Genomic DNA, 23052 nt, shown 5'->3' on the forward strand with positions numbered 1-23052 from the left:
TATGCCGATCCAGAGCATGCAAGGCGCCCTGCGTGCGCTGATACTGGTCGTGGTCTTCTTTATCGGCGTCTGGAGTCAGTCCAGCGGGCTGGTCGACGATTTCATGTTCTACCTGCCGGATGTGCAGTACCTCGTCGTACAGCATCTATGGCTCACCGCCGTTTCAGGCAGTCTGGCCATCGGCGTAGCCGTGCCACTGGGTATCATTCTGTCACGTCGCAGCATGGCGAAAGTGGCGGAATCCCTCATGCAAGTATTGAACGTGGGGACGACCATTCCGACATTGGCCGTACTGGCACTGTCAATGAGCTTTCTGGGCATCGGTACCGTACCAGCCATTTTTGGCCTGTTCGTTGCCACGCTGTTGCCCATTGCCCGTAACACCTATGCCGGCCTGAAAGGCGTATCCCCCGCCCTGATGGAAGCCGCAGCGGGCATTGGCATGTCGCCGACTCAGCGCTTGTTCCGTGTCGAATTGCCCAACGCACTGTATGTCATCTTCGCCGGTATCCGCACGGCACTGGCGATCAATGTAGGCACCGTGCCACTGGCGTTTCTGATCGGCGCCGGTGGCCTGGGTGAACTGATTTTCACCGGCATCGACCTCTACGACCCCATCATGATGCTGTCGGGTGCCATTCCAACGGCGCTACTGGCGATCACTGTCGATGCGCTGATCGCCACCATCGCATTCATCGTCGTGCCCCGCGGGGTGAATCCCTCGCGAGCCTGATTCACTATTCAACCGATGGTTCACACCATCACTTGAAAAACGAGGAGATCATAATGAAAACCATCGTTCGTACCCTGACTGGCCTGGCGCTAGCCGGTGCCCTGACGACCAACGCCGCAGCCGAAGAGATCGTCGTCGGCGGCAAGAACTTCACTGAGCAGCAGATTCTGGCCAGCATGACGACCCAGTATCTGGATGCCCTGGACTACGATGTCGACCAGCGATCCGGTATGGGCTCATCGGTCCTCCGTCAGGCGCAGGAAAATGGCCAGGTCGACCTCTATTGGGAGTACACCGGTACGTCCTTGATCAACTATAACGAGGTCGACGAAAAGCTTGATGCCGATGAAACCTATGAGCGCGTCAAGGAACTGGACGCCGAGAAAGGACTGGTCTGGCTGGCTCCTTCCTCGGCCAATAACACCTATGCGCTTGCCATGCGCGCCGACGATGCCGAAGAGCGCGGCATCCAGAGCATTTCCGACCTGGCCGAGACAATCAATGACGGCGACGAGCTGACACTGGCCTCGAACGCCGAGTTCTATTCCCGTGATGATGGCCTGCGCCCGTTACAGGAAGCCTACGATTTCGAATTCGGTCGCGCCAACATCAAGCGAATGGATACCGGCCTGACCTACCCGGCACTGCGGGATGAGGAAGTCGACGTCTCCGTCGTCTTCGCCACCGATGGCCGTATCCCTGCGTTTGACCTGACCGTTCTGGAAGACGACAAGGGCTATTTCCCGGCATACGCTCTCACCCCCGTGATTCGGGAGGAAACGCTGGAGGCGCACCCCGATCTTGAAGAGCAGCTCAACAAGCTCTCCGAGCTCCTGGACGATGACACCATGGCTGAGCTGAACGCGGCAGTGGACGTCGAGAGGGAAACCATCGAAGACGTCGCTCGCGAATTTCTGGAAGAACACGATTTGATCTGAGCCGGATTCCGTCGGCCGAATGAGGCTGGCAGAATATGCATTGTCTATCCGAGGCCGCCTTATTGGCGGCCTCATGCGTTATCCGCCATTGTGGAGTGCTCATATGCACTATCAGGATCAACTCAGGGTCGGTGCTGCCCAGATCAACACCGAACTCGGTGATGTCGAGACCAATCTCGAGCGCCATATGGACATCATCGCCCAGGCACGCGAGGCAGAGGTCGAACTTCTGGTTTTTCCCGAACTTTCCTTGACCGGTTATAACCTGGGCGGCCGGGTTCTGGAAGTGGCCTGCCCTCTGGAGGCATCTACCCTGGCTCGACTCGCCCAGTCCGTGGGCGATATGCAGACTGTCGTCGGCTTTGTCGAGGAGGCGAGCCCGGGGGAGTACTACAACGCTCTGGCGATTCTTCAGCAGGGCGACATCCTGGCCGTACACCGAAAGCTCAACCTGCCCACCTACGGCGGTCTCGAGGAAGGCAAGTGGTTCACGCACGGCGAAGCACTGACACACACCTCGATCCGCGCCGGTTGGACAGCCACCCAGTTGATCTGTGCCGATCTCTGGAACCCGGCGCTCGTTCATGCCGCCCTGCTGGAGCGACCAACCGTGCTCTGTGCACCGATCAATTCCGCCACGGGTATCGTCAGTGAGGACTTCTCCAACGAGCGCAACTGGGCTCTCAACCTGAGTTTCTACGCCATGACGTACGGTACGCCGGTGATAATGGCCAACCGCTACGGCCCGGAGGGAAACAGTCACTTCTGGGGTGGGTCTCGCATTTTGGGGCCACGAGGCGATATCCTGGCGGAAGCGGGCAATGGCGACACACTGGTGCATGCCGATCTGTCGCGGACCGCTATCGCCCGAGCCCGTTTCGAACTACCGACCCTGCGCGATGCCGATACGCCGCTGGTAAGAGAGTTGATGGCCGGCTACCGGTAAGCCGGAATCCAAACCATTGAAGGGGGCATTACACACCGAAATAGCAAAAAGGGCATGAAAATCAGGGTCATTTCGCTCTATACTTAAGGGGCATCGCATGGACGTCAGACGCAGACTCAAGGATCATCAAGAAGCCGGAAGCCATCCCAAAAGTAAGGAACATCCCATGATGAAGAAACTTGCTCGAGTCCTTAGCCCGCTATTGATTGCCTGCCTGGTCCTGGGGAGCCTCCCGGTGGCTGCAGCGCCTGCCTCCCCGACTGAGGGTGGTCTGGTATCCACTCAGGATGCGCTGAGTGCTGACCAAGTGCAGGCCGATCGCGAGCGTATCGACGACGTCCTGTCACGTCAGGACGTACAGGACCAACTCCTGGCTCAAGGGGTCGATCCAGCCGACGTGCGGGATCGTGTCGATGCGCTATCCGACCAGGAAGTCCATGACATGGCCGACCGTCTCGATGACATGCCGGCTGGTGCCAGTGTTGTCGGCGCCCTGTTCGCCGTCTTCGTGATCCTGCTGGTCACCGACATCCTGGGACTGACCGATGTGTTCCCCTTCACCCGTTGATGCGCATCATGCAACGCGTTCAACGGTTCTCAGTGAACGCCCGCCCTGCGGGCGTTCTGCTGTTGGTAGTCACGCTACTGTTCCTCAGTGGCTGTGCCGGCAGCCCAACGTTAAAAAGCCCCGATCGGCTTGGTATCCCTGAGAAGGTCACACTCGATGACGTGCCCTTCCATGGCCAACGGGACTATCAATGTGGACCGGCGTCACTGGCGATGGTACTCAACGCCAGCGGTATCGATGCAGATGTCGATACGCTGATCCCGCAAGTCTTCCTGCCGGAACGCGAGGGCAGCGTCCAACCCGAGATGCTCGCCACCTTGCGGCGCTATGAGCGCGTTCCCTTCGTGATCGATAGCAATTTCGAAGCGCTGTTGAGAGAGATCGCCAACGATCACCCGGTGATCGTCATGCAGAACCTGTCGTTACCTGCCTGGCCGGTCTGGCATTACGCCGTTGCCATCGGCTACGACATGGATGCGCGTGAACTCATCCTGCATAGCGGCATGGAGGCGAAAACCCGAACGTCGTTCGGCACCTTCGACAACACCTGGGCCCGCAGCGAACGATGGGCTGTCGTCGCCCTCCCTCCGGGGGAGTTACCCGACAGTATCAGTCGACACCGGGCCATGAGCGCCATTGCCGACTTCGAGCGCGTCAACGACCCACAAACGGCATTGCCAAGCTGGCGAGCCCTGACCGAACGCTGGCCCTCGATGGCCATGGGGTGGTTTGCACTGGGTAACGCCGAATATGCGGCGGGCGACCCGGAAGCGGCAGCCAATGCATTTCGTGAGGCCACCGAACAGGACGCCAGTCTGGCGGTTGCCTGGCTCAACCTTGGTCTGACCCTGGAAGACATGGGGGACAATGACGCTGCCCGAGAGGCTCTCAACCAGTCGGCAACCCTCCCCAGCGAATGGCAGGCACAGGCGCAGCGGGCACTGGAGGGGCTACCCTCAGAGTAAAGCGACAGTAAGGAGCGAATCATGCGCTTCGCCATTTATGGTACAGGCGGTGTCGGCGGCTATTTTGGTGGCCGCCTAGCCGAAGCCGGAGAGGATGTCACCTTTATCGCACGAGGCAAGCATCTGAAAGCCATTCAGGACGAAGGGCTATTCATCTCGAGTCCCAATGGCGATATCCATCTGACGGAAACTCGGGCCACCGATGACCCTACGGCTATCGGCGAAGTGGACTGCGTGATCGTGGCAGTCAAAGCCTGGCAGGTCATCGATGCGGCCAGGGCCATGCGCCCATTGATCGGCGCGCGGACCATGGTACTGCCACTGGAAAACGGGGTGGAAGCCGCCGACCAGTTGGCCGCCGAACTCGGCGACAATCATGTGCTGGGCGGACTATGCGGTATCGTCGCCTACCGCGAAGCGCCCGGGCACATTCGACACGCCGGTGTTGACCCGTTCATCCGTTTGGCAGAACGCGACAACCGGGCAAGTGAGCGGACTCAGAATCTCAGGACAGTACTCTCTCGTGCCACGGGCATCAATGCCGAAATCCCCGACGACATTCAGGTTGCCATCTGGAGTAAATTCCTGTTCATCTGTGCCATGAGTGGAGTTGGTGCCATCACCCGAGCGCCAATCGGCGAAACACGCTCCCTGGATGAAACGCGTCGCTTATTCATTGCCGTGATGGAAGAAATTTGCGATGTCGCCCGGGCCAGCGGTGTCGACATGCCCGATGATGCCATCGAACGTGCCATGAATTTCATCGAAGCCCTGCCCGAGAGCAGCACGGCTTCCATGCAGCGAGATATCATGGCGGGACGCCCTTCCGAACTCGAGTCCCAGAATGGCGCCGTTGTCAGGCTGGGACAGAAATGCGGCGTCGACACCCCGGTCAACGCCGTGATTCATGCCGCGCTGCTTCCTCAGGAACGACAAGCACGCAACTGAGGGCAATCAGCTACGTTCATAAGTACCGATCAAGCGGTTCATGCCCAATACATGGGGCTCGACCTTGGCCAGGAAATCTTCGAGGTCGAGCCCTGCCGGCAGGTCGAGGTTCTGATCCAATGCCAGAACCCAGAAGTAGTAGTGATGCTTCCCATGCCCTTCCGGCGGCATCGGCCCACCATAGCCGGTATTGCCGAAATCGTTGCCACCAGCGGTACCTTCGGTACACCCCTCGGCCAGATGAGTGATGGAAGCCGGCAGATTGTAAAGTACCCAGTGAACGAAACCGTAGCTACCCGGCTTGAGCAGGGGGGCATCCGGATCATGGCAGATCACTGCGTATCCCTGGGTGCCCTCCGGTGCCCCGCTCCAGGTCAGCACTGGCGAGATATCATCACCCTCTCCGGTGTACTTGGCCGGGATCTCTCCGAGATTTTCGAATGATACGCTGCCTACCTGCATGTTAGATAATGCAAAACCCATCGTGAACTCCTCCTTCCATTGATAACGGGACAACGACTGAACGATCTCTAGCGTCAGAGAGAGTGGGGGGAACTGTCAACGCTTCACCAGGCCATTGACGACTGACGCTGATGCTTTCTTTCATCGCGTCCGAAGCAACGCATCAGACGTTCGCCATACGTCAGTCGCCTGTTCAGGAAACGGCGGGTCCTGGCCTGATGCGACGACTCATCTCTGGCCCAGTATCGTAGCGTATCAAGAAACAGCGCCGTCAGTGTGATCTCTTCGCACTGTGCCCGACGGGTACCGTAGGGCGCTTCGAGTCTCGACGCCTCGCGTAGCCACTGAATGGTCCTCGACAGATCGAATATCATCGGTACCCAGGTGTGCATGTGGGGCGGATGCATCTTGGTACGCAGCATCTGTATCGTCACCCGACGATGGATGGCCATGGCATCGAACCAGGCCAGCATGCAGTGTCGGATACGATCCTTGGGCGGCCAGTCGTCGAAATCGTCAGGTTTATCGGCCAGCATGGCCCGCCAACCGCGCAGAAACCAGGCATTGGCCACGGCATCGAGGTCCCGATAGACATCAAGCACGGCTCGTGGCGGAACATCCAACCGCATGGCCACGTCCGACAGGGTGACGGCCTCCCAGCCACGCTCTTCCGCCATGAGCAGTGCCATGTCGAGAATCCGCGATGCAAGGGACGCCGCTTGCGCGTCGGCATCGTGGTGTACAGGGATCATTGACATGCGTCCTCCTTCTGTCTTCCTGACAAGGTCGTCGCAAGACACCGGTTTCTATTAGCATAGAACGCGTTGATGGTTTGATGTTCCTATAGTGGGCCAGTCATCACCCCCATCATGAAGTACTACAACAGGAGAGTGGATCATGTGGGACCAGCACGAGATTCGCCTGACACCTCGAGAACGGGGCTTTCACCTGATTACCGATGACATCGTCGATGCGCTGCCACGTCTCGATGACATCACGACCGGCCTGCTCCACCTGCAATTGCAACATACGTCGGCTTCGCTGACGCTCAACGAAAACGCCGACCCCGACGTACGCCATGACATGGAGGCGTATCTACGCCGCTTGGTACCTGGCGACCTCCCTTACTTTCGTCACACCCTGGAAGGCCCCGACGACATGCCGGCACATATTCAGGCCAGCCTGCTGGGCACACAGCTCACCCTGGCAGTCCGTAATGGACGACTCGCCATGGGAACCTGGCAGGGCATCTGGTTGGGAGAACATCGGGACCACGGTGGGCAACGTCGCATCATTGCTACCTTGAACGGTGAATAATGCATGCTGGCACGGCATGGTCGGACAGGTGAGAAAACGCCATGAGTGATGGATTGATCGTCGTATTCGGAGGCACCGGCTTTCTGGGCCGTACCATCGTGCGCGAGCTGGCGGATGCCGGCCGTCGAGTGCGGATCGCGGCTCGCCACCCCTGGCTTCCGGACTGGACCGATGAGGATGATCACCTTGAACTCGCTACGGTTGACATTCGGGATGAGAGCAGTATCAGCGCGGCCTTGGCGGATGCCGATGGCGTGATCAATGCCGTCAGTCTCTATGTCGAAGGCGGTGAGCTCGATTTCAATACGATTCATGTCCAGGGCGCCGCACGTCTTGCAAGACTCACCCACGACGCGAACATCGACAGCCTGATACACATCTCCGGCATCGGCGTCGATCCGCAATCGTCTTCAGCGTATGTGCGTGCCCGGGCACAGGGAGAAACACAAGTCATCAAGGCGTTTCCCAAAGCGGTGATCGCGCGCCCCAGCGTGCTGTTCGGACCAAGCGATACCTTTCTCTCGACATTGGCATCGTTGAGTCGTCTCCCCTTCATCCCGCTATTTGGTGATGGCAGCACGAGACTCCAGCCCGTTCATGTTGTCGATATCGCCCGCGCCATCGTCCGACTCGTCAGCGACCATCCTCCCGAGTGGCGCTTATTCGAACTAGGCGGAGGAGAAATCGCCGAGTATCGGGCCATCGTGAAACGGGTGCTCGTCCACCTGAATCGTCCACGCCCACTGGTCCCCGTGCCATTTCCGATCTGGCGTATCCTCGCCACAGTGACGTCACGGCTACCCAACGCTCCGCTGACACACGATCAGATCATTCTCATGCAACAGGACAACGTGGTAAGCGACAATGTCGGCACTTTCTCGGAACTCGGCATCGAACCACGCACCTTGCGCGAGAGCCTGCCGGAATGCCTGCCCTGAAAAACGACAATCGGGGTTTGAGGTAGCTTCCTATTCATAGTCAGCTTGTTTCCAGCCCAACAGAACGCCCGTCTGGACTTACCGGACGGGCGTTGCGAGTTGGGCCGTTGGTTTGACGGCTCAGTTCGAGGGAAAGTTGAACTGGGCGGATTCCCGCTGTTGAGTGCGCGGCCACCGCTGGGAGATGGCCTTGCGACGCGTATAGAACCGAACCGCGTCGGGGCCGTAGGCGTGAAGATCGCCGAAGAGCGATTCCTTCCAGCCACCGAAACTGTGGAACGCGACCGGCACCGGCAGCGGAACGTTGATACCCACCATGCCGACTTCAATGCTGTCGGCAAATCGGCGGCCGGCTTCACCGTCACGGGTAAAGACACAGGTGCCATTGCCATATTGATGCGCATTGATCAGGGCGATGGCGTCCTCGAACGTCGCGACACGCACGACGCATAGCATCGGCCCGAAGACCTCGTCGCGGTAGATGCTCATCTCCGGGGTGACACGATCGAACAACGTCGCCCCCAGGAAGTAGCCGGGCGACTCATCGACCAACGGGTGCTGCCGGCCATCGACCACCAGATCGGCACCCGCAGCCTTGCCCTCCTCGATATAGCCGGCCACCTTGTCGCGGTGGCTGGCATTGATCAAGGCGCCCATATCCAATCCCCGTTCCGTTCCGGGGCCTATCTTGAGCATACGCGCCTGGTCGGCCAGTTTGCCGACCAAGGCATCAGCCGTATCGTCACCGACACAGACAGCGACCGAGATCGCCATGCAGCGTTCGCCGGCACTGCCATAAGCCGCACCGATCAATGTATTGGCGGCATTGTCCAGATCCGCATCAGGCAGGACCACGGCATGATTCTTGGCGCCACCCAGGGCTTGCACGCGCTTGCCATTTTCGGCGCCACGGCGATAGATGGACTTCGCGACAGGCGTGGAGCCGACGAAAGAGAGCGCTTTCACGTCCGGGGCATCGAGCAGTGCTTCCACCGCTGTGCGATCCCCGTGAATGACACTGAAGATGCCCGACGGCAAACCCGCTTCTTCCAGCAGCTCGGCCATCTTGAGAGCCGCCGAAGGTGCCTGTTCGGAAGGCTTGAGAATGAACGCATTACCGCAGGCGATCGCCATGGGAACCATCCAGAGCGGCACCATGACGGGGAAATTGAACGGTGTAATGCCGGCCACGATACCGAGCGGCTGATGATTTGACCAGGTATCGATACCGGGACCCGCGTTATGGGAATACTCCCCTTTCAGCAGTTCCGGTACGCTGCATGCATATTCGACATTCTCGATACCACGCTTGAGTTCGCCCATGGCATCTTCCAGCACCTTGCCATGTTCCTGACTGACCAACAGACAGATCTCATCGGCGTCACGCTCAAGCAGCATCTTGAAGTGGTACATGACCTGAGCGCGCTTTGCCGGTAGCGTATCGCGCCAGGCCGGGAAGGCAGTACGTGCCGCATCGATGGCGCGCTCTACCGTGGCGCTGTCTCCCAGGGCGACATGGCGAACGACGTCAGCGGTAGCGGGATTGACGACATCGAGCGTGCGATCGCCGGCGATACGCTCGCCGGCAATCCAGTGATTCACATCAGTCATTGGGGATGATTTCTCTTCAAACATGCTTGCCAAGCAACGCTTCGTCGAATGGATAGCGACTGAGTTTCTCGATGCCGGTGTCGGTGACCAGCACTTCCTCTTCGAGCTTCACACCGTCGGCCGCACCGACTTCGCCGATGTAACTCTCGACCGAAACCACCATGCCGGGCTCCAGAATGCCATCCTTGGAAAAGCGATCGAAGTCCATGTGGTGAGCGACCAGCGGCGTCTCACCATGCATGCCGACACCGTGGATGACCGAAGGATAACGGCGATCCAGGAAGCGCTCGGGAATCTTCCAGGCCTTGTCGGCAATCTCGCGATAACTCATACCCGGCGCCAGAATGCTCATGTTGTGATGCACCTGATCGTAAGCCATCTGATACAAGCTTTGCTGGTAGGCAGTCGGCTTGCCGGGGCCGACATGAAAGGTCCGCGAGAAATCCGAGTAATAACCGTGACAGCCGATGGTATCGGTATCCAATGCCACCAGTTCACCGGTGCGGATCACTCGATCACTGGCCTCATTGAACCAGGGGTTGGTACGCGGACCGGATGACAGCAGGCGCGTCTCGATGAATTCCCCACCCTGTCTGATCACTTCTCCATAAAGAATCGCGAACAGGTCGTTCTCGCGAACCCCCGGTTTGATATTGGCTTCCACCTCGGCGACCGCCGCTTCGCTACCCGCCATGGACTGCGCCAGACAGGCAATCTCCTCCGGTGTCTTGATGCGTCGGCAGTGGAGGGTATCCTGCATGCAGTCATACACATCGAGCCCCTGAGCTTCCAGGGAGCGTGCCAGGTTGAGTGCGCAGCGATCCAGACCGACCTTCTTGTTGCCTTTGCCGTGTTCCTCGATCAATTCGGCGATTTCGATACCGAAAGGATCGGAAGACATGTTGTCGCGCTGATTGACCGCCGACCACACCACCTTGGAGGTACGTGCTTCATCGATGGTTTCCAGCCAGGTCGATACATGCGCACTGCCCGGGTATTCGAACAGAATCACCGGACCTTCCAGCGGCACGTAAATGTAGCGCGTGGAATTGCGCAGGAAGTAGCCGAACATGTTCCGCGAACCGGTGGCATAGCGCTGATTGTAGGGATCGAAGAGAACCACGGCGGCATAGCCCTGTTCAGCCATCATCGCCCGCAATCGCTGCAACCGCCCGGCACGCAATTGCCGGGGGTTGAACGCAGTGGGAATGCTGTCGGTATTGGCCATCGGCGCCGATGGCACCACGGGAATGTTGTCGGGTTCGTTGTCAGTCAGATTCTCGAAATCGACGATGCTCATTGAATACCTGTCAGTCCTGGAGGTTATCGCTACGCTGCATCCCTTCCTTCAGCAGCTGTTCATGGATCGGTGCCATACGTCCGAAAATGCGCTGGGCACGTTCGGGCCTTCCAATGAAGCCGGGCTCCTTGGCGTAAGCAAAGATGACGGTATGGCGCTCCTTGTCGCCTTCCACCGGCGTCACACGATGCAGCGAATAGCGACCGAAGAATATCTGCAGATCACCGGGTTGGAGGTCCAACGATTTGAGTGTCGAGCGGTCGCCATCGAGCACTTTCTCGACCTCCTCGAAATTCTCACCTTCCGGACTGCGAATCCCCGGGGCGTACTCAAAGCGTCCACCGCCATGAGATTGCCGCGTCATCATGGTGACGATGAATTCATTGGTATCGTAATGCCAGGGATGCTGACATCCTTCACGGAGCACATTGATGACCAGACCGGCGAGTGGATCAGCATATTCATGAATTTCATCCATGCCGACGACGGCCGCGATGAAACGCTGAAACTCCGGACTCTGATAGACTTGTCGAATAATGGTGCTGTCATCGATGCAGTCACCCGCCACGAACCCGTTGGTGCGATCATCGAACCGATTCCTGGGATGGGAGGCCGGCAGGTCGGGATCGCCGTCACTATTGTAGGGATTGGTCTCGGTCTGATTATAATGCGCCTTGGGAGACAGGCGTTCGGTTTCCCGTTCCAGCCGAGCCAACGCCTCTTCGGGCACAAAACGCTTGAGCACCACACAACCGTCATCGGCGAGTTGCTGGCGGCATTCGTCAATCAAACGCTGACCCGCCTGACCATCGAGTTGGTTGATCGGATAATGCTCGATATCAATCAGCCCATGAAGTGACGTATTGTCTTCCTGTTGCGCTGTGGCGTGCATTGTCATTGCTCCTGCCATCTTGGATAACGTATGGACAGGGTAGCCAGCCAGATTCAATAATAGAAATGAATGGTTAAGATAAAATTCATTGCAAGGGCTCATTGATTATGGATACCGACCTGCTGCGCGCCTTCGTGACCGTCGCCGAATGCGAGGGATTCAGTGCCGCCGGCAAGGTTCTACACCGCACGCAATCGGCCGTCAGCTTGCAGATCAAGCGTCTCGAAGACCAGATGGGTGAAGCCTTGTTCGAACGCACCAGCCGAAGCGTCGTACTTACACCTCCCGGTGGCCGGCTGCTGCCTTATGCAAGACATATTCTCAAGTTACAGGATGAGGCAAAACGCATCATGGGTGCAGAACGTCAGGGCGAATTGATCCGCCTCGGCACCTCGGAAGAGCAGGCCAGTACGTACCTCCCCGAACTACTGCCCCGCTTCGCCAGACAGTTCCCTGGCGTCCGGCTCGAAGTCATCTGCGATATCAGTGCTCGCCTGATTCACGATTTTCAGGAGGGGTTACTCGATGCTGCACTGGTCATCCGTCACATGCCGACCCAATCCGGCCAGTTGCTGGGCCGCGAACCCATGGTATGGGTCATCGCCGACGACAAGTCGCCCGACGAGTGGGAGACCCTGCCGCTTGCCCTCAACCCGGAGGGCTGTATCTTTCGTGCCCACGCTTTTGCTGCTTTGGGGAGAGACGACTGGCGCTGGGACGTACGCTACTCCAGCCAATCCCCCACTGGCATCAACCTGCCGGTCCAGGCGGGCCTGGCAATGACGGTAAAAACGCCGCGCAGCGTGCCCCCGGGCTGTCGTATCGTCGGTGACGACGCAAGCTTACCCGAACTCGGCCATGTCGAGATCGAGATGCATCGTTCGCCGGGCCGCTCCAGCGAAGCCTTCCACTTTTTCTGCGACGAACTCGAAGCTATCGTTACCGGTACGGAATCCGTCGAATGCTTTGAAACACTCAACGAAACCGTTGCATCATCCGCGACCGAATGAGTCGATGAACGCACAGGAGCATTGCCGTGGGCTATGATATCCGCTTGAAGCGTGTCTATGCCGAACCCGAGCAGGACGATGGCGCTCGCGTGCTGGTAGATCGCCTGTGGCCGCGCGGCAAGCGCCGCGACAGCCTGGCGTTGACCGACTGGTATCGGGATGCCTCTCCCTCCAATGGCTTGCGGCGAAGTTGGCACCAGGAGCGGATATCAAGGGCTGTGTTCGAACGCCGCTACCGCTGGGAAATGACCGACGCCCCTGACTGCCTGGTACCGTTGATGAAGTGGGCGCGCCAGGGAACCCTGACACTGCTGTCCGCGAGTCGCGACCTCGAGCAGTCGCATCTGCCGATCCTGCGCAACACCGTGCTGGAAGCTCTCGAGGAAGAGGATCGTCAGGCCGAGGGCGGTGAACCAAGTTCACCGCCCTGCTATGCGAGCCCGAACGATCAGGAGTCGTGATCACTCAACGACAAGTTGAGCCTCGTTGGGCTTAACATCGCTGAGAATGTGGTGAAGGCTGTCGCAGCGCACGATCGGATCGCTACAGTTGATGACGATATCCGAACGCGCCAGCACATAACTCTTGCCAGTGATGGTATTTTCCACCACGTCATACGCGCCTTCTTTGCGGGTTCCCGTCATTTCACCGATAAAGCCGGTTTCACGCAACGATACGGTTTCCAGCTTGTCTCCCGGACGAATACGGCCTTCATGGTGCATGAGCGCCAACCGGGCGGAGGTACCCGTTCCGGTCGTGCTGCGACAGATCACACCGGGATGGACATAGGTCGCCGAACGCGAACGATAGAAGTCGTCGGCGACTTGTTCGACCGGCCCCATGAAATGAAGAAACGGCAGCGGCCCGACATCGCCGAGCGTATAGTGGGAAAAGCCGCGTTCGGCCTGAATCGCCTCCACGATGGCATGAGCGCACATCGTCAGACGACTCTCCTCGTCGCGGGTCAACGCGAAGCCGAGTTCGGTGGCATCCACCAGCGCATAGAATCCACCGCTGTAAGCGACACTGTAAGTCACATGACCAATCGACGGGACATGAATGGTCGCCCGATAGGTATCGATATAACTGGGCAGGCCTTCACAGGTGATCGCTTCCACGACGCCGTTTTCCACGTAGGCATCGATGTGTACCAAACCGGCCGGTGCTTCCAGCACGAACCGCTGATGACCTTCCTTCTTGGGCACCAGCCCGCTCTCCAGTACGGCCGTCGCGGTACAGATCGTGTTGGAGCCGGAATAGATGGGGTACCCCATCACTTCCATGATGATATAGCCCGCCTGAGCCTGCGGATCGGTGGGCGGCACGATGAGATCCACCGACATCTCGGGAATGCCGAAGGGTTCATTGATCAGCAATTCACGCAACCCGTCGGCATCGTCGCGCAAGTATTCCATCTGCTGTCGCACGGTCTCGCCCGGCAACGCATTGATACCACCAACGACGATACGGCTGACATCTCCGCCGGCATGGGTGTCGATCAATTGGAGTGAGAGTTCTCCGCTCATCCGTCTAATTCCTCGAGCGCATAAGGTGCGCCATGCATTTGCCATTGTGAGTCCGGGACAATCACTATCTTTCCCAGGTAGTTACGGCTGCGTTCGACGAAATAACGTTCCGCCGTGTGCAGGTCGGACAGTCTGAAGGCGGCATGCAATACCGGCTTGAGTTGCCCTTCGCGGATCCAGGCCACCAATTGTTCAGCCTCTTGTCGGGTACCGTGAGAGACGCCGAACAGTTGCACTTGATACAGGTAGATACGCGTCCACATGATCTCGCTGACATTGCCGGCACTGGCACCGGCTATGCTGAGCCGGGGGTAGGTGTCACGAGCGTGCATGTCAAAGATCATGGTATCGATGAAGTGGTCGGTCATCTCGCCGCCGGCAAGATCCATGACGGCATCGATGGGACGATCACCGGTAAGGGCACGTACCCGATCAGTGAAATCGCTCATGTCCCCGCGATCCAGCACCGCTTCAGCGCCCAGCGCACGCAGTGCGTCCGCCTTGTCTCGCTGACTGAGCGCATAGGGGACCGCTCCCAGGATGCGGCAGAGTTGGATCAGTGCCGTACCCACTCCCCCACTGGCGCCCGTCACGAGCACGCGTTCACCCGCTGTCACGCCTGCAGCGTTGAGCATGTGTAGTGCCGTCTGATATGAGCACATGCCCATCGCCGCCAGTTCTGCATCCGCCAGCTCGGGATTGTCCACCTTGTGAAATTGATCCGCCGGCACTGCGACATACTCCGCAAAACCGCCGTCCGCACCATGGCCGTAATAATCCGGTGTCAGGTTGATATCCGGCCGCTTGTCGGCATAGAGATTGAAATCCAGCAATCCACGCTCACCGATACGACCGGCATCCACGTCATTCCCCACAGCCACGATACGGCCGACGACATCGGCGCCCTGGATACGCGGAAAGGTCAGCGTCGGCGACCCACCGATCTGAAAGGAGGTCACGTCCTCCTGCTCGTCGGTGGGATACAGTCCTTCACGTGCTTTACGGTCGGTATTGTTCTTGGCGGTGGCGGTCACTTTGACCAACACGTCGTTGGAATCCGGTGACGGGATGGGAACATCGTCGCGATAGACAAGTTTGTCGATGCCGCCATGTCCCGTCAGCACCATGGCGGCCATGGTCTTCGGTAGGGGGTCCGATTGAGAGACAGCGCTCACGTCGCATCTCCTTTATTGGCCGGTGCAATCAGCGCGGAACGATATCAAACTTTGACACTGGATCAGAGAGCCTCATCGGAAAAATGTACAAGACACACCAGACAAACGGTCCAACGGCAACCAAATCAGCTACCCGGGTCCCGTTCAAGGACTTGGCCATAAATTCCATAAAAGAATACAAAAATAGTTATATATAATTTTTAATTCTTTTTGACGGCCTTTAACCTTGTCATCCGGTAGCGCGAGATGAGGCTATCTCGATGACACAACACTCCCTGCTCGACACCAACAGTCCACTGAGCGCCGAACAGGCCAAGCGTCTCAACGAAGCGCTGGAAGGTCTCGATTCACACCAGCTGACTTGGCTGAGCGGTTATCTCACCGGGCTGAGTGCTCAACAAGAGAACACCGCGGGTGCGTCCACTCGATCCACAGCGGATACTCAGGCCACAGAGATCGTCGTACTATACGGAAGCCAGACCGGCAATGCCGAGAGTGTGGCCGAACTGGCCAGTGACCGGGCCAAGGCCAGGGGATTCAATGTCCGCCTGCTGGACATGGCCGACACCGGCAAGAAAACGTTCAAAGTCCCACTCAACCTGATGGTGGTAGTCAGCACCCAGGGCGATGGCGATCCGCCGGATACTGCAGAAAGCTTTCATGAGCTCATGCATACTCGCAAGGCCCCCAAGCTGGATGACCAAACGCGGTTTTCGGTACTGGCCCTCGGCGATTCCAGCTATGAGCATTTCTGCCAGACGGGCCGAGATTTCGATGCTCGTCTTGAAGCACTGGGCGCCCAACGCATCCACGAGCGTGTCGATTGTGATACCGACTTCGATGAGGATGCCGAACGCTGGATCGAATCGGTGCTCGACCGCTATGCCGAGCTTTACGATACACAGGCCGCTGCAAGTGCCGGACCGACAACGGTGGTCGATACCACTCCCCAGGCAAATCATTCCAAAAAACACCCTTTTCATGCCGAAGTGCTGGAATCGATCGAACTCAACGGACGTGGTTCCGACAAGGAGACCCGACACATCGAGCTGTCGCTGGAAGGCTCGGGCTTGCGTTTCGAACCCGGCGATGCCATCGGTGTCGTGCCGCAGAACGACCCGGCGTATGTCGATGAATTGCTCGACACCCTACGCCTGGATGGCAATGCCGATCTCGGTGAGGGGCGACTTCTGCGCGATGCCCTGCTCCACGAATTCGAAGTCACCACGCTGACCCGTCCGTTTCTCGAGCACTGGGCCGAGGTATCCGACGCGGCCGAACTTCGACGCTTGATGGATCAGGAGTCGCGTGATGAATTGCGAAACTGGGTAGAAGGCCGTCACATCATCGATGTGATCGAGCATTTTCCGGTCAAGGAGATCGATGCCCACACGTTTACCCAGGCACTACGCAAGCTACCGCCACGGCTTTACTCGATCGCCTCCAGTTACGAGGCGGCACCCGACGAAGTACATCTGACGGTCGGCGTCGTGCGCTACGAGTCACATGGACGTTCGCGTGGTGGTGTGGCAACGACCTACCTCGCCGACCGGGTACAGCCTGGTGATACGGTGCCGATCTATGTCGACCGCAACAAGAATTTCAAGCTGCCTCATGATGACGACACACCGATCATCATGGTCGGGCCGGGAACGGGCATCGCGCCGTTTCGCGCTTTTCTGCAAGAGCGCGAGGAACGCGATGCCAAAGGCCGCAACTGGTTGTTTTTCGGTGATCGCCGTTTTCGCAGCGATTTCCTCTATCAAGCTGAAATGCTGCAATGGCGCAAACAAGGACTGTTGACACACCTCGACGTGGCCTTCTCCCGTGATCAGCAAGAAAAAGTCTATGTCCAACACCGTATACGCGAGCATGCTGCTGAAGTGTTCCATTGGCTGCAGGAGGGCGCACATTTCTATGTCTGCGGTGATGGGGAACGCATGGCGAAGGATGTACATGATGCCCTGCTCGATGTCATAAGGACGGAAGGCAATTACGACGAAGACGGCGCCAGGGAGTATCTTCGCGAGCTCCAGCAGGCCAAACGGTATCAGCGTGACGTCTATTGAACCGGAGGTATCAGCATGGGCGATATCATCCAGCAATTACACGATATCTCCTTCGAGGAGTTGCACCCCAACGAACGCCTCAAGGCAGAGAGCGATTACCTGCGAGGCACATTGCGTCGGAGCATGGCCGACCGAGCCAGTGGCGCTGTCAGCGACGCGGACACCCAACTGACCAAGTTTCATGGGTTCTACCAGCAGGACGACCGTGATCTGCGCAGCGAACGGCGCCACCAGAAACTCGAGCCGCTGTATTCATTCATGGTAAGGCTGCGCATACCGGGCGGCTTGGTGTCTGCGCAACAATGGCTGACTCTGGACGATATTGCCTCACGTTACGCCAACGGCACGTTGCGCATCACGACCCGGCAAACGTTCCAGTATCATGGCGTACTCAAGGAAAATCTGCGCTCGCACCTCCAGGCCATCGACGAGGCGATGCTGGATACCATCGCTGCCTGCGGCGACGTGAACCGCAACGTCATCTGCACCGCCAACCCTCACCGATCGACGACGCATCGCCGGGTGTTCGAACTGGCACAGGAACTCAGCGCCCATTTGCTGCCCCGTTCCCGCGCCTACCATGAAATCTTCCTGGGAGAAGAGCGTGTCGCCGGTGGTGAGGAAGAGCAGGAACCGCTCTACACCAAGCATTATCTATCCCGCAAATTCAAGATCGCGCTGGCCATTCCCCCGGAGAATGACGTCGATGTCTTTGCACATGATGTCGGCTTCATCGCCGACAGTGAGGGAGGCGAATTACGTGGCTTCACCGTATGCATCGGTGGTGGCATGGGCATGACCCATGGCGAACCGGCCACCTTTCCACGGCTGAGCGATGTCGTCGGTTACTGCACTCCCGATCAGGTCGTCGAAGTGGCCGAGGCCATCATGCTGGTACAACGCGATAATGGTGACAGGCACGATCGGAAACACGCCCGCACCAAATACACCGTCGAAGATCATGGTATCGCATGGTTTCGCGCAGAGGTCGAAAAACAGCTGGGATACTCTCTGAGTGAGCCACACGATTTTCATTTCGACAGCAACCGCGACCGCTACGGCTGGCACCAGGGCGACAACGGCAACTGGCACTTCGGTCTGTTCGTCGAGAACGGCCGTATCGCGGATTTCGACAACGGCATGCAACTGCTCACCGGCATGCGCGAGATAGCTCGCATTCACGACGGCGACATCGCACTGACCACCAATCAGAACCTGATCATCACCAATGTCGCCGACGACAAGCGCGACGACATCATGGCGTTGATCGATAAATACCATATGGTGAAGAATGTCTCGGCCTTGCGTCAGTCCTCGATGGCCTGCGTTGCCTTTCCCACCTGCGGACTGGCCATGGCGGAAAGCGAGCGCTATCTACCGTCACTGATCGACAAGCTGGAACAAGCCATGCACGATGCCGGTCTGTCCGACGACGCCATCGTCGTTCGCATGACCGGCTGCCCCAACGGCTGTGCCCGCCCTTATCTGGCCGAGATCGGCTTCGTCGGCAAGGCACCGGGACGTTACAACCTCTATCTCGGTGGCAGCTTCACCGGGCGTCGTCTCAACAAGCTGTACCGTGAAACCATTGACGAGGATACAATCCTTGAAGAACTCACGCCCCTGCTCCAACGTTTCGCGAGAGAGCGTATCGAAGGTGAATCGTTCGGTGACTTCGTGATTCGCAAGGAAATCATCGCTGCAACCACGGCGGGTCGACATTTTCACGACTAGCCGCGCGATACGGCTGCTGGCACCATGATGACATGAACAAGCGACTCCTGATCGTGGCCCATGCCCCTTCGCCCAATACCCTGAAACTGCGTGAGGCCGCCGAGCGCGGCGCCCGGCATCCGGATATCGAGGCCATCGACGTCACGGTCAAGGCCCCATTGGAGGCGGGACCCGACGATATCCGCGCCTGCGACGCCATCCTGCTCGGTACCACCGAGAATCTCGGCTACATGAGCGGCGCCCTGAAGGATTTCTTCGATCGCAGCTACTACGCAGTGCTGGAGGAAAAACAAGGCTTGCCGTGCGCGCTTTATATCCGCGCCGGACATGATGGCACCGGTACAAGAAGGGCTGTGGAGAGCATCGTCACCGGCTTGAGCTGGCACTGGGTACAGGATCCGCTTACGCTTCGCGGCGAATGGCAGGATTTCTTTGTCGATCAGGTCGAAGAGTTGGGGATGTATATGGCCGCCGCGCTGGATAACGGCGTGATCTGAACGCCAAACGGCACCCCGAGAGGTGCCGTTTGGCATGAGAGAACATGGGCCTATTTCAGGCGTTCAAATACCGTCGCCACCCCCTGCCCCATGCCGATGCACATGGTAGCCAGTCCCAAAGTGGTATCCTGCTGCTGCATGACATTGAGCAACGTGGTGCAGATACGCGCCCCGGAGCAGCCGAGCGGGTGCCCGAGCGCAATGGCGCCGCCATTGAGATTGACCTTCTCATCGAGGGCGTCCAGGAAACCCAGATCCTTGAGTACGGGAATCGACTGCGCGGCAAATGCCTCGTTGAGTTCGACGGTCTGAATATCACCGGCGGATAGGCCCGCTGTCTTGAGCGCCTGCTTGGACGCCGGGACCGGTCCATACCCCATGATCGAGGCGTCACAACCCGCCACACCGGTGGACACGACCTTGGCAATCGGCGTCAATCCCCATGCCTGAGCGCGCTCATAACTCATTACCGCCATGCCGGCGGCACCGACAGAGAGCGCTGATGAGGTTCCTGCGGTCACCGTACCATGACGCGGGTCGAAGGCCGGTTTGAGTTCTGCCATCGCCTCCAGGTTGGCATCACTGCGCACCACTTCGTCATGACGGATCCGCGTCCGGAACCCCCTGTCGTCGTGCCCTTCGATACCAATGATTTCGTTGTCGAAGTAGCCCTGCTCGTTGGCAGCATGAGCGCGTTGATGCGAGCGGACACCAAACTTGTCCTGCTCTTCGCGGGACACGCCGTGCATCTTGCCCAGCAGTTCGGCGGTCAGGCCCATCATCATCGCCGCCTTGGCGGCATACTTGCTGGCGGCGGGATTGACGTCGACACCATGGGTCATGGGCACGTGTTCCATGTGCTCGACCCCACCGATGATATAGAAGTCGCCCATACCGGCCTTGATGTTGGCGCTGGCGATGTGCAGTGCGCTCATCGACGAACCGCACAGGCGATTGATGGTCTGCGCGGGAACGCTACGCGGAATGCCGGTCATGATCGCCGCATTGCGTGCAATGTTCATGGCCTGTTCGAGGGTCTGGTTGACGCACCCCCAGATCACGTCATCGACCTCAGCTGGGTCCAGAGCGGGATTGCGATCGAATAGCCCCTGCATCACTGCCGCCGACAGGTTCTCGGCACGAACGTGACGGAATGCTCCATTCTTGGCCTTGGCCATGGCGGTCCGGACACCATCGACCACCACGACATCTCTCGGATTCAAACTCATCTGCTGACTCTCCTTAATACGTGGTGATTCAGGCGTAGAAACGCTCGCCGGATCGGGCCATCTCGCGCAGCTTGTCGGTGGGTGCATAGAGCGGGCCCAACTCATCAGCCAACCGATCCGCCATGTCGACGAACTGACTCAAGCCACTCGCCTCGATATAGCGTATGGCGCCTCCGCGGAACGGTGGGAAGCCGATGCCATAGATCAGCGCCATATCAGCCTCAGCCGGTGAACCAACGATTCCGTCCTCGAGGCAGCGCACGGTTTCCAGACATAACGGGACCATCATGCGGGCGATGATCTCCTCGTCGGAGAACGACCGCGGCTGTGCCACGACACTGCGAACCAGTTCCTTGGCACGGTCATCGGTCACTTTCTGCGGCTTGCCCTTCTTATCTTCCTCATAGGCGTAAAAGCCCTTGCCGTTCTTCTGGCCAAGGCGGTCGTTGTCAACCATCAGTTGGATAGCGTTCTTGCCATCATGAGCCATACGGTCCGGGAAGCCTTCGGCCATCACATCCTGGGCATGGACCGCGGTATCCATACCCACGACGTCGAGCAGGTACGCCGGCCCCATCGGCCACCCGAAAGCTTCCATGACCTTATCGACATGCTCGAAATCCCCCCCCTGCGCCATCAGGTGACTGAAACCGCTGAAGTAGGGAAACAGGATACGATTGACCAGGAAACCGGGACAGTCGTTGACGACGATGGGTGTCTTGCCCATGGCTCGCGCATAGGCCACTGTCGTACCGACGGTCTTATCACTGGTCCTCTCTCCACGGATGACTTCGACCAGTGGCATGCGATGCACCGGATTGAAGAAATGCATGCCGCAGAAGTTCTCGGGCCGTTTGAGATTCTGCGCCAGCCGATCGATGGAGATCGTCGAGGTGTTGGAGGTCAACACGGTGTTGTCGGCGACCAACGCCTCGACTTCAGTCAGCACGCCGTCCTTGACCTTGGGATTCTCGACGACCGCTTCGACAACCAGATCGACCTCGCCGAAATCGCCGTAAGACAGCGTCGGCCGAATGTTGGTCAGACGCTCAGCCATCTGTTCATTGGTGAGCTTGCCCCGTTCAACCTGCTTGCCGAACAGCTTACGGGCTTCCTTGAGTCCCAGCTCGATGGCGTCGCCCTTGATATCCTTCATCAGGATCGGCGTGCCCTTGGAAGCGCTCTGATAGGCGATACCACCACCCATGATACCGGCACCCAACACCGCTGCCTGCTGGACCGAGTGACCGAGCTTCTCGTATTGGCCCGCCTGCTTCTTGACGGCCTGATCGTTGAGGAACAGCCCCACGAGGTTATAGCAGACATCCGTCAAGGCGAGTTTGGCAAACGCCTTGGCTTCGATGGCCTGAGCGCGCTCCCGATTTTCACCGGCCCCTTTCTGGATCACCTTGATCGCTTCGATCGGAGCCGGATAGTGCGGACCAGCCTTGCCGGCCACATAGCCTTTGGCGGTTTCGAACGTCATCATCTGTTCGATAGCATTGAGATGCAGTGGCCCCGTTTTCTCGCGACGTCTTGCCTGGGCATCCAGCTCGCCCGTATTGGCTCGGGCAAGAATGTCATATGCCGCCTCCTCGAGCCGATTGGACGGTACGACAGCATCGACCGCACCGACGGCCAATGCAGCGTCCGCGTTGTTCTGATTGCCACCGGCGATCCATTCAATGGCGTTGTCGGCACCGATCAAACGTGGCAAGCGAACACAGCCACCCCACCCTGGCAGAATGCCAAGTTTGGTTTCCGGCAATCCGATTTCAGCGCCTTCGGCCATGACACGAAAATCGGCTGCCAGCGTGACCTCGCACCCACCACCGAGAGCGAGTCCATTGATGGCGGCAACCGTGGGGAAGGGCATATCTTCAATCGTGTTGAAGATGGCATGCACTCGCTGGTTCATTTCGACCAGGTAGTCTTGCCCTTTCTCGAACAGGCCATGGAATTCGGTGATGTCTGCCCCGACGATGAATACCTCTTTCGCACTGCGAAGGACCAGCCCACGGAGGTTGCTGTCATTACGGACAGCCTGCAACGCCTCCTCCAGTTCGGTCACCACTGCACTCGAGAGCTTGTTGATCGATTCGTCCTTCAGGTCGAACGTGAGTTGAGCGATGTCATCATCGCTTCTCGTCACAGTGATGGCACTGCCTTGATAGATCATCCAGGAACCTCCCCA

General features: G+C 58.5%; 22 protein-coding genes. 13 read left to right on the forward strand and 9 right to left on the reverse strand.

Annotated elements, in window-relative coordinates:
* Position 1: 1 nt before the first annotated feature.
* The 6 genes from BLW01_RS13395 (at position 2) to BLW01_RS13420 (ending at position 5098) form a co-directional block, all read left to right on the forward strand.
* Positions 2-733 carry an ABC transporter permease gene (locus BLW01_RS13395; protein ID WP_092570527.1) on the forward strand — a complete coding sequence of 244 codons (732 nt, stop codon included), beginning with the start codon at positions 2-4 and terminating at the stop codon, positions 731-733.
* A 53-nt stretch (positions 734-786) separates the two neighbouring features.
* A complete protein-coding gene (locus tag BLW01_RS13400) occupies positions 787-1671 on the forward strand; it encodes a glycine betaine ABC transporter substrate-binding protein (RefSeq protein ID WP_092570529.1) in 885 nt (294 codons plus the stop codon).
* Positions 1672-1774: 103 nt separating this feature from the next.
* A complete protein-coding gene (locus BLW01_RS13405) occupies positions 1775-2617 on the forward strand; it encodes a nitrilase-related carbon-nitrogen hydrolase (RefSeq protein WP_092570531.1) in 843 nt (280 codons plus the stop codon).
* 169 nt (positions 2618-2786) lie between these two features.
* Positions 2787-3185, forward strand: coding sequence for a PA2779 family protein (locus BLW01_RS13410; protein ID WP_092570629.1), 399 nt, complete (start codon positions 2787-2789; stop codon positions 3183-3185).
* A gap of 8 nt (positions 3186-3193) precedes the next feature.
* On the forward strand, positions 3194-4150 hold the full coding sequence (locus BLW01_RS13415) for a PA2778 family cysteine peptidase (RefSeq protein WP_092570631.1): 957 nt from the start codon (positions 3194-3196) through the stop codon (positions 4148-4150).
* Between the two features lie 21 nt (positions 4151-4171).
* The gene (locus tag BLW01_RS13420; RefSeq protein ID WP_092570533.1) at positions 4172-5098 is read left to right on the forward strand and encodes a 2-dehydropantoate 2-reductase; all 927 of its coding nucleotides are present in this window, start codon (positions 4172-4174) and stop codon (positions 5096-5098) included.
* 6 nt (positions 5099-5104) lie between these two features.
* On the opposite strand, the gene BLW01_RS13425 is transcribed toward BLW01_RS13420, so the two are convergent.
* Positions 5105-5581: a YbhB/YbcL family Raf kinase inhibitor-like protein gene (locus BLW01_RS13425; RefSeq protein ID WP_092570535.1), complete on the reverse strand. Its 477-nt coding sequence runs from the start codon at positions 5579-5581 to the stop codon at positions 5105-5107.
* Positions 5582-5664: 83 nt separating this feature from the next.
* On the reverse strand, positions 5665-6318 hold the full coding sequence (locus tag BLW01_RS13430) for a hypothetical protein (RefSeq protein ID WP_092570537.1): 654 nt from the start codon (positions 6316-6318) through the stop codon (positions 5665-5667).
* A 139-nt stretch (positions 6319-6457) separates the two neighbouring features.
* Here BLW01_RS13430 and BLW01_RS13435 point away from each other — a divergent pair, with 139 nt between their 5' ends.
* Together BLW01_RS13435 and BLW01_RS13440 are read left to right on the forward strand one after the other, a co-directional pair.
* Positions 6458-6877 carry a secondary thiamine-phosphate synthase enzyme YjbQ gene (locus BLW01_RS13435; RefSeq protein WP_092570539.1) on the forward strand — a complete coding sequence of 140 codons (420 nt, stop codon included), beginning with the start codon at positions 6458-6460 and terminating at the stop codon, positions 6875-6877.
* A gap of 41 nt (positions 6878-6918) precedes the next feature.
* Positions 6919-7815 (forward strand): complex I NDUFA9 subunit family protein, encoded by an 897-nt coding sequence (locus tag BLW01_RS13440; protein ID WP_092570541.1) that lies wholly within the window; start codon positions 6919-6921, stop codon positions 7813-7815.
* A gap of 120 nt (positions 7816-7935) precedes the next feature.
* Here the strand turns inward: BLW01_RS13440 and BLW01_RS13445 are convergent, their stop codons facing one another.
* The 3 genes from BLW01_RS13445 to BLW01_RS13455 are packed head-to-tail and all read right to left on the reverse strand — an operon-like array spanning position 7936 to position 11618.
* Complete coding sequence (locus tag BLW01_RS13445) at positions 7936-9426, reverse strand: CoA-acylating methylmalonate-semialdehyde dehydrogenase (protein ID WP_092570543.1); 1491 nt, start codon at positions 9424-9426, stop codon at positions 7936-7938.
* 16 nt (positions 9427-9442) lie between these two features.
* Entirely contained in the window at positions 9443-10726 is a 1284-nt protein-coding gene (locus BLW01_RS13450; protein ID WP_092570545.1) for a M24 family metallopeptidase, read from the reverse strand.
* 10 nt (positions 10727-10736) lie between these two features.
* On the reverse strand, positions 10737-11618 hold the full coding sequence (locus BLW01_RS13455) for a HalD/BesD family halogenase (protein WP_092570547.1): 882 nt from the start codon (positions 11616-11618) through the stop codon (positions 10737-10739).
* A gap of 107 nt (positions 11619-11725) precedes the next feature.
* Between BLW01_RS13455 and BLW01_RS13460 the strand changes: the two genes are divergently transcribed.
* Together BLW01_RS13460 and BLW01_RS13465 are read left to right on the forward strand one after the other, a co-directional pair.
* A complete protein-coding gene (locus tag BLW01_RS13460; protein WP_092570549.1) occupies positions 11726-12628 on the forward strand; it encodes a LysR family transcriptional regulator in 903 nt (300 codons plus the stop codon).
* 26 nt (positions 12629-12654) lie between these two features.
* Entirely contained in the window at positions 12655-13089 is a 435-nt protein-coding gene (locus BLW01_RS13465; protein WP_092570551.1) for a DUF488 domain-containing protein, read from the forward strand.
* On the opposite strand, the gene BLW01_RS13470 is transcribed toward BLW01_RS13465, so the two are convergent.
* Together BLW01_RS13470 and BLW01_RS13475 are read right to left on the reverse strand one after the other, a co-directional pair.
* The gene (locus tag BLW01_RS13470) at positions 13090-14154 is read right to left on the reverse strand and encodes a proline racemase family protein (protein WP_092570553.1); all 1065 of its coding nucleotides are present in this window, start codon (positions 14152-14154) and stop codon (positions 13090-13092) included.
* Complete coding sequence (locus BLW01_RS13475) at positions 14151-15290, reverse strand: zinc-binding dehydrogenase (protein ID WP_092570633.1); 1140 nt, start codon at positions 15288-15290, stop codon at positions 14151-14153. The genes BLW01_RS13470 and BLW01_RS13475 overlap by 4 nt, the downstream gene beginning before the upstream one ends.
* A 299-nt stretch (positions 15291-15589) precedes the next feature.
* Here BLW01_RS13475 and BLW01_RS13480 point away from each other — a divergent pair, with 299 nt between their 5' ends.
* The 3 genes from BLW01_RS13480 to BLW01_RS13490 are packed head-to-tail and all read left to right on the forward strand — an operon-like array spanning position 15590 to position 19629.
* The gene (locus BLW01_RS13480; protein WP_092570555.1) at positions 15590-17398 is read left to right on the forward strand and encodes an assimilatory sulfite reductase (NADPH) flavoprotein subunit; all 1809 of its coding nucleotides are present in this window, start codon (positions 15590-15592) and stop codon (positions 17396-17398) included.
* A gap of 15 nt (positions 17399-17413) precedes the next feature.
* Positions 17414-19132 carry an NADPH-dependent assimilatory sulfite reductase hemoprotein subunit gene (locus BLW01_RS13485; protein WP_092570557.1) on the forward strand — a complete coding sequence of 573 codons (1719 nt, stop codon included), beginning with the start codon at positions 17414-17416 and terminating at the stop codon, positions 19130-19132.
* 32 nt (positions 19133-19164) lie between these two features.
* Positions 19165-19629 (forward strand): flavodoxin family protein, encoded by a 465-nt coding sequence (locus BLW01_RS13490; RefSeq protein WP_092570559.1) that lies wholly within the window; start codon positions 19165-19167, stop codon positions 19627-19629.
* 50 nt (positions 19630-19679) lie between these two features.
* On the opposite strand, the gene fadA is transcribed toward BLW01_RS13490, so the two are convergent.
* Both fadA and fadB read right to left on the reverse strand, forming a co-directional pair.
* Positions 19680-20858, reverse strand: a complete 1179-nt coding sequence (fadA, locus tag BLW01_RS13495) for an acetyl-CoA C-acyltransferase FadA (RefSeq protein ID WP_092570561.1) — start codon at positions 20856-20858, stop codon at positions 19680-19682.
* Positions 20859-20886: 28 nt separating this feature from the next.
* On the reverse strand, positions 20887-23037 hold the full coding sequence (gene fadB, locus BLW01_RS13500; RefSeq protein WP_092570562.1) for a fatty acid oxidation complex subunit alpha FadB: 2151 nt from the start codon (positions 23035-23037) through the stop codon (positions 20887-20889).
* Positions 23038-23052 lie beyond the last annotated feature (15 nt).

Origin of the sequence: Aidingimonas halophila (assembly GCF_900106955.1) — a bacterium.
GTDB classification, from domain to species: Bacteria; Pseudomonadota; Gammaproteobacteria; order Pseudomonadales; family Halomonadaceae; genus Aidingimonas; species Aidingimonas halophila.